We start from the raw sequence: 6,282 nt of genomic DNA, 5'->3' as shown, positions 1-6,282 counted from the left end.
ATACAAGGCTCAGGATTACTGCTGGTTCTGGCCGAGAATCAGACGACCTTCTTTGTCGACTGGAATCTGGCTACCAGGATCGCGCTCCATACGCACGGTGCCTTCCTTGCCATCCAGGTTGTAACGCACGTCATAGCCGACAACCTTGTCGCTGATGTCGTTAACGGTATTACAGCGAGTTTGCGTGGTGGTGTAGGTGTCGCGGTTCTGCATACCTTCCTGAACCTTGTTACCGGCATAACCACCACCAACTGCACCAGCCACGGTGGCTAGCTTCTTGCCATTACCGCCACCGACCTGATTACCCAACAGGCCACCGGCCAACGCACCGACCACGGTACCGACGATCTGATGCTGATCCTGCACCGGCCGCTGCCGGGTTACTGCAACGTCCTTGCACACTTCGCGAGGCGTTTTGATCTGGGTTTTGACCGGCTGTACCGCCAGTACTTGCGCATACTCAGGGCCGCTTTTTACCAGGCTGTAGGTGGCAACAGCGCCCCCGGCAGTCACACCGACAGCACCCAGTACCGCACCAACCAGCAACGACTTGTTCACATGAACCTCCTGACCATCACAAGCGGACTGAAACGTCCGCGCTATACCCAGCCTTGGAGCAAAAAAAAAGGCGCGAGTTCAATACTCGCGCCTTCTTTGTAACAGCGTGTCAACAAACGCCCATCAAGGGCGGTCGTCGACCTCCTTGCCGGTAGCAGCAGGAGGGATCAAGTCTTCGCTGTTGAGGTTCAGCCAGATCAGCACCACGTTGGCGATGTAGATCGACGAGTAGGTACCCGCCAGAACGCCGATGAACAGCGCCAGGGAGAAGCCCCACAAGTTGTCGCCACCGAAGATCATCAGCGCCGCAATCGCCAACAGCGTGGAGATCGACGTCGCCATGGTCCGCAACAGAGTCTGGGTAGTGGAGATGTTGATGTTCTCGATCAACGTCGCCTTGCGCAGTACGCGGAAGTTCTCACGAACCCGGTCGAATACCACGATGGTGTCGTTGAGGGAGTAACCAATGATCGCCAGTACCGCAGCCAGCACGGTCAGGTCGAAGGTAATCTGGAAGTACGCCAGGATGCCCACGGTCACGATCACGTCGTGGATCAGCGACACAATGGCGCCGACACCGAACTTCCACTGAAAGCGGAACGCCAGGTAGATCATGATGCCGACCAGCGCCATCAGCATGCCGAGGCCGCCCTGGTCGCGCAGCTCTTCGCCCACTTGCGGGCCGACGAATTCGACGCGCTTGACCGATGCCGGATTGTCGCCGCCGACCTTCTGCAAGGCCTCGGCCACCTGGTGACCCAACTGCGGATCTTCGCCCGGCATACGCACCAGCAGGTCAGTGGTTGCACCGAAACTCTGCACGATGGCTTCGTGATAGCCAGCCTTGACCAGCTCACTGCGCACCAAGGTGACGTCAGCCGGCTTCTCGTAGGTCAGCTCGATGAGCGTACCGCCGGTGAAATCCAGACCGTAGTTCAGGCCCTTATGGAACCAGCTGAACAACGCCAGAACGGTAAGGAGCACGGTGACGCCGAACGCAATGTTGCGAACGCCCATGAAGTTGATTGTACGTAACATGGCAGCCCCTTAAATCCACAACTTCTTGAAGTCACGCCCACCAAAGATCAGGTTGACCATTGCGCGGGTCACCATGATGGCCGTGAACATCGAGGTAAAGATACCGAGGGACATGGTCACCGCAAAACCCTTGACCGGGCCGGTGCCCATGGCAAAGAGAATCCCGCCGACCAACAAAGTGGTCAAGTTGGAGTCGAGAATCGCGGTAAATGCCCGGCCGAAGCCTTCGTTGATTGCACGCTGTACGGTCATGCCCGCCGCGATCTCTTCACGAATCCGCGAGAAGATCAGTACGTTGGCGTCTACCGCCATACCCATAGTGAGTACGATACCGGCGATACCTGGCAGGGTCAGCGTAGCGCCCAGCAGCGACATCAGGGCCAGCAGCATCACCATGTTGCCCGCCAGGGCCACGGTGGCGATGACGCCGAAGAAGCGATAGATGGCGATGATGAACAGGGAAACGAACAGCATGCCCCACAAGGCCGCATCGATACCCTTGGTGATGTTGTCGGCACCCAGGCTCGGGCCAATGGTACGTTCTTCAGCGAAGTACATCGGCGCCGCCAGGCCACCAGCACGCAACAGCAATGCCAGTTCGGACGACTCACCCTGGCCATTCAGGCCAGTGATGCGGAATTGAGCACCCAGCGGCGACTGGATGGTCGCCAGGCTGATGATCTTCTTCTCTTCCTTGAAGGTCTGCACCGGCACGTCTTTCTCGACACCGTCGACCACTTGCTTGGTGTAGGTAGTGACCGGACGCTGCTCGATGAAGATCACCGCCATGCTGCGACCGACGTTGCTGCGCGTAGCGCGGCTCATCAGTTCGCCGCCGTGGCCATCCAGACGGATGTTCACTTCAGGGGTGCCGTGCTCGCCGAAACCAGCCTTGGCATCAGTCACCTGGTCACCGGTGATGATCAAGCCACGCTCGATCAATGCAGGAGGACGGTTACCTTCGCGGAACTCGAATTCCTCGGCAGTCGCGCGGGTAGCACCCGGCTCAGCAGCCAGACGGAACTCCAGGTTGGCCGTTTTACCCAGGATACGCTTGGCTTCAGCGGTGTCCTGCACGCCTGGCAGCTCAACCACGATACGGTTGGCGCCCTGGCGCTGAACGATCGGTTCGGCCACACCCAGCTCGTTGACGCGGTTACGTACCGTGGTCAAGTTCTGCTTGATGGAGTACTCGCGGATTTCCGCGATCTTGGCCGGGCTCATCGCCAGACGCAGTACAGCCTGGCCATTCAGGTCAGCCGGTACGATGTCGAAATCATTGAAATTCTTGCGGATCAGGGCACGGGCCTGTTCGCGGGATGCTTCGTCAGAGAAGCCCAGCTGGATGGCACCGTTGAGCTGCGGCAGGCTGCGATAACGCAACTTCTCTTTGCGCAGCAGGCTCTTCACGTCGCCTTCGTAGACTTTCAGGCGCGCATCGAGGGCCTTGTCCATGTCGACTTCCAGCAGGAAGTGCACACCACCGGACAAGTCCAGGCCCAGCTTCATCGGGTGCGCGCCAATGCTGCGCAGCCATTGCGGGGTGGTCTGTGCCAGGTTGAGCGCGACTACGTAGTCGTCACCCATGGCCTTGCGCACGACATCCTTGGCCGGCAATTGGTCTTCTGCCTTGGTCAGGCGCAACAAGCCGCCCTTCGCACCAGCCGCCAATGTTGCCGCCTTGACCTGGATACCTGCGTCGGTGAGCGCTTTGCTCGCGCGCTCCAGGTCAGCCTGATTGACTTGCAGCGCAGTGCTGGCGCCAGTGATCTGGATCGCCGGGTCATCAGGATAGAGATTGGGAGCGGAATAAATAAAACCGATCGCCAGCACCGCCAGGATCAGTACGTATTTCCACAGAGGGTATTTGTTCAGCATCACGCCGCCCGCTTATAACGCGGGGCGCCTTGCGCGCCCCGTCGATTGGTAAAGGTTGTTACTCAGATCGCTTTGAGCGTGCCTTTTGGCAGCGTGGCGGCGATGGCGCCCTTCTGGAACTTCATTTCTACGGTGTCGGAGACTTCCAGGACCACGAAAGCATCGGAAACCTTGGTGATCTTGCCAGCGATACCGCCGGTGGTCACAACTTCGTCACCTTTCTGCAGGCTGCCCAGCAGGTTTTTCTGCTCTTTGGCGCGCTTGGCCTGTGGACGCCAGATCATCAGGTAGAAGATGACCAGGAAACCGACCAGGAAAATCCACTCGAAACCACCGCCCATAGGGCCGGCAGCAGCAGGCGCAGCGGCGTCAGCCATGGCGTTAGAGATAAAAAAGCTCATTTAGCACTCCAGTTGCAAATAGTGAATCTTAGGGTCGGAAAACTCAGTCCAAGGGCGGCACAGGGAGCCCGCGCTTGGCATAGAAGGCATCGACGAAGGCGGCCAATGTACCCTGTTGAATAGCCTCGCGCAAACCAGCCATCAGGACTTGGTAATGGCGCAAATTGTGGATGGTATTCAACATGCTACCCAGCATTTCCCCGCATTTGTCCAGATGGTGCAGATAAGCACGGGAGAAGTTCTGGCAGGTGTAGCAATCACAGGTGGGATCCAGCGGCGAATCATCATGGCGATGGAACGCGTTACGGATCTTCAGCACGCCTGTATCGATGAACAGATGCCCATTGCGGGCATTACGGGTTGGCATCACGCAATCGAACATGTCCACACCGCGGCGCACACCCTCTACGAGATCTTCCGGTTTGCCAACGCCCATAAGGTAACGAGGTTTGTCAGCGGGCATCAGGCCCGGCAGATAATCCAGCACCTTGATCATCTCGTGCTTGGGCTCGCCCACCGACAAACCGCCGATGGCCAGGCCGTCGAAGCCGATCTTGTCCAAGCCTTCCAGCGAGCGCTTGCGCAAGCTTTCATGCATACCGCCCTGCACAATGCCGAACAGCGCCGCGGTGTTATCACCGTGGGCATTCTTCGAACGCTGGGCCCAGCGCAACGACAGCTCCATGGAAACCCGTGCGACGTCTTCATCCGCCGGGTACGGCGTGCATTCGTCGAAAATCATCACGATGTCGGAGCCCAGGTCACGCTGCACTTGCATCGACTCTTCCGGGCCCATGAACACTTTGGAACCGTCTACCGGCGAGGCGAAGGTCACGCCCTCCTCCTTGATCTTGCGCATGGCGCCCAGGCTAAACACCTGGAAACCGCCCGAGTCGGTCAGGATCGGGCCTTGCCACTTCATGAAGTCATGCAGGTCGCCATGTTTCTTGATCACTTCCGTGCCCGGGCGCAGCCACAGGTGGAAGGTGTTGCCGAGGATGATCTCGGCGCCGGTGGCGACGATGTCTCGCGGCAGCATGCCTTTTACGGTGCCATAGGTGCCGACCGGCATGAAGGCCGGGGTCTCCACCGTGCCGCGCGGAAAGGTCAGGCGACCACGACGGGCCTTGCCGTCGGTGGCGAGCAATTCAAACGACATACGACTCATAGTTGTTCCTCTGGGCCGCGTGGCGCCGGGTTACGGGTGATAAACATCGCATCACCGTAGCTGAAAAAACGGTACTCGTTGGCGATGGCGGCTTGATAAGCGGCCATGGTTTCCGGGTAACCGGCAAATGCCGACACCAGCATCAACAGCGTGGATTCCGGCAAATGGAAGTTGGTGACCAGGCAATCGACCACATGGAACGGCCGGCCTGGGAAAATAAAGATATCGGTGTCGCCACTGAACGGCTTGAGCACGCCATCGCGCGCCGCGCTCTCCAGGGAGCGCACGCTGGTGGTGCCAACCGCCACCACACGACCGCCGCGCGCCTTGCACGCTTGAACGGCATCAACAACTTCCTGGCTGACTTCCAGCCATTCGCTGTGCATATGGTGGTCTTCGATCTTATCCACACGCACCGGCTGAAAAGTGCCGGCCCCCACGTGCAGGGTTACATAGGCGGTCTCGACGCCCTTGGCGGCAATCGCATCCAGCAGCGGTTGGTCGAAATGCAGCCCGGCAGTCGGCGCGGCCACAGCACCGAGGCGCTGGGAGTACACCGTCTGATAGCGCTCGCGGTCCGCGTCTTCGTCGGGGCGGTCTATATAAGGAGGCAACGGCATATGGCCGACGCGATCCAGTAACGGCAGCACTTCCTCGGCGAACTTGAGTTCGAACAACGCATCATGACGCGCCACCATCTCGGCTTCGCCACCGCCATCGATCAAGATGGACGAACCCGGTTTCGGTGATTTGCTCGAGCGCACATGAGCCAGCACACGATGGCTGTCCAGCACCCGCTCCACCAGAATTTCCAGCTTGCCGCCGGACGCTTTCTGGCCAAACAGCCGTGCCGGAATCACCCGGGTATTGTTGAACACCATCAAATCGCCTGGGCGCAAATGCTCAAGCAAATCAGTGAATTGACGGTGTGCGAGGGCACCGCTGACCCCGTCCAGGGTCAGCAGTCGACTGGCGCGACGCTCGGCCAAAGGGTGGCGAGCGATCAGCGAATCAGGGAGCTCAAAAGTAAAGTCAGCAACGCGCATGATGGGGTTCGTCTAGCAGGGCCGGGAAGTCTAGCGGAAATAGTGAAAATTGACCATGAAACGTGATTGACCAACGGTAATCTCATCTCTATACTTCGCCGCCATTGAGCCCTGATGGCGGAATTGGTAGACGCGGCGGATTCAAAATCCGTTTTCGAAAGGAGTGGGAGTTCGAGTCTCCCTCGGGGCACCA

6 protein-coding genes and 1 tRNA gene are annotated in these 6,282 nt (G+C 58.9%); 1 reads left to right on the top strand and 6 read right to left on the bottom strand.

The genetic code is table 11. From position 1 onward, the window contains the following. Positions 1 to 15: 15 nt before the first annotated feature. The 6 genes from ACRESD_RS13835 to queA all read right to left on the bottom strand — a co-directional run bounded on the left by ACRESD_RS13835 (position 16) and on the right by queA (position 6,089). Complete coding sequence (locus ACRESD_RS13835; RefSeq protein WP_431751417.1) at positions 16 to 558, bottom strand: glycine zipper 2TM domain-containing protein; 543 nt, start codon at positions 556 to 558, stop codon at positions 16 to 18. Between the two features lie 123 nt (positions 559 to 681). After that, positions 682 to 1,596 (bottom strand): protein translocase subunit SecF, encoded by a 915-nt coding sequence (gene secF / locus ACRESD_RS13830; protein WP_431751416.1) that lies wholly within the window; start codon positions 1,594 to 1,596, stop codon positions 682 to 684. Positions 1,597 to 1,605: 9 nt separating this feature from the next. Further along, positions 1,606 to 3,474, bottom strand: coding sequence for a protein translocase subunit SecD (gene secD / locus ACRESD_RS13825; RefSeq protein ID WP_431751415.1), 1,869 nt, complete (start codon positions 3,472 to 3,474; stop codon positions 1,606 to 1,608). A 62-nt stretch (positions 3,475 to 3,536) separates the two neighbouring features. After that, positions 3,537 to 3,875 (bottom strand): preprotein translocase subunit YajC, encoded by a 339-nt coding sequence (gene yajC / locus ACRESD_RS13820; protein WP_003175975.1) that lies wholly within the window; start codon positions 3,873 to 3,875, stop codon positions 3,537 to 3,539. Positions 3,876 to 3,918: 43 nt separating this feature from the next. Then, positions 3,919 to 5,034 carry a tRNA guanosine(34) transglycosylase Tgt gene (tgt, locus tag ACRESD_RS13815; protein WP_010565220.1) on the bottom strand — a complete coding sequence of 372 codons (1,116 nt, stop codon included), beginning with the start codon at positions 5,032 to 5,034 and terminating at the stop codon, positions 3,919 to 3,921. A gap of 5 nt (positions 5,035 to 5,039) precedes the next feature. Next, positions 5,040 to 6,089, bottom strand: coding sequence for a tRNA preQ1(34) S-adenosylmethionine ribosyltransferase-isomerase QueA (gene queA, locus ACRESD_RS13810; RefSeq protein WP_431751414.1), 1,050 nt, complete (start codon positions 6,087 to 6,089; stop codon positions 5,040 to 5,042). 108 nt (positions 6,090 to 6,197) lie between these two features. Between queA and ACRESD_RS13805 the strand changes: the two genes are divergently transcribed. Continuing rightward, a tRNA-Leu gene (locus ACRESD_RS13805) sits at positions 6,198 to 6,282 on the top strand.

It is taken from the genome of Pseudomonas sp. (genome assembly GCF_050739995.1).
Classification (GTDB): Bacteria; Pseudomonadota; Gammaproteobacteria; order Pseudomonadales; family Pseudomonadaceae; genus Aquipseudomonas.
Note: the sequence above shows the minus strand (reverse complement) of the source record. Positions and strands in the feature narration are given on the sequence as shown.

Excerpts from the sequence above, each read along its gene's own strand:
- secD (WP_431751415.1), bottom strand. The coding sequence starts at position 3,474 with ATGCTGAACAAATACCCTCTGTGGAAATACGTACTGATCCTGGCGGTG.
- queA (WP_431751414.1), bottom strand. The coding sequence starts at position 6,089 with ATGCGCGTTGCTGACTTTACTTTTGAGCTCCCTGATTCGCTGATCGCT.
- yajC (WP_003175975.1), bottom strand. The coding sequence starts at position 3,875 with ATGAGCTTTTTTATCTCTAACGCCATGGCTGACGCCGCTGCGCCTGCT.
- tgt (WP_010565220.1), bottom strand. The coding sequence starts at position 5,034 with ATGTCGTTTGAATTGCTCGCCACCGACGGCAAGGCCCGTCGTGGTCGC.
- secF (WP_431751416.1), bottom strand. The coding sequence starts at position 1,596 with ATGTTACGTACAATCAACTTCATGGGCGTTCGCAACATTGCGTTCGGC.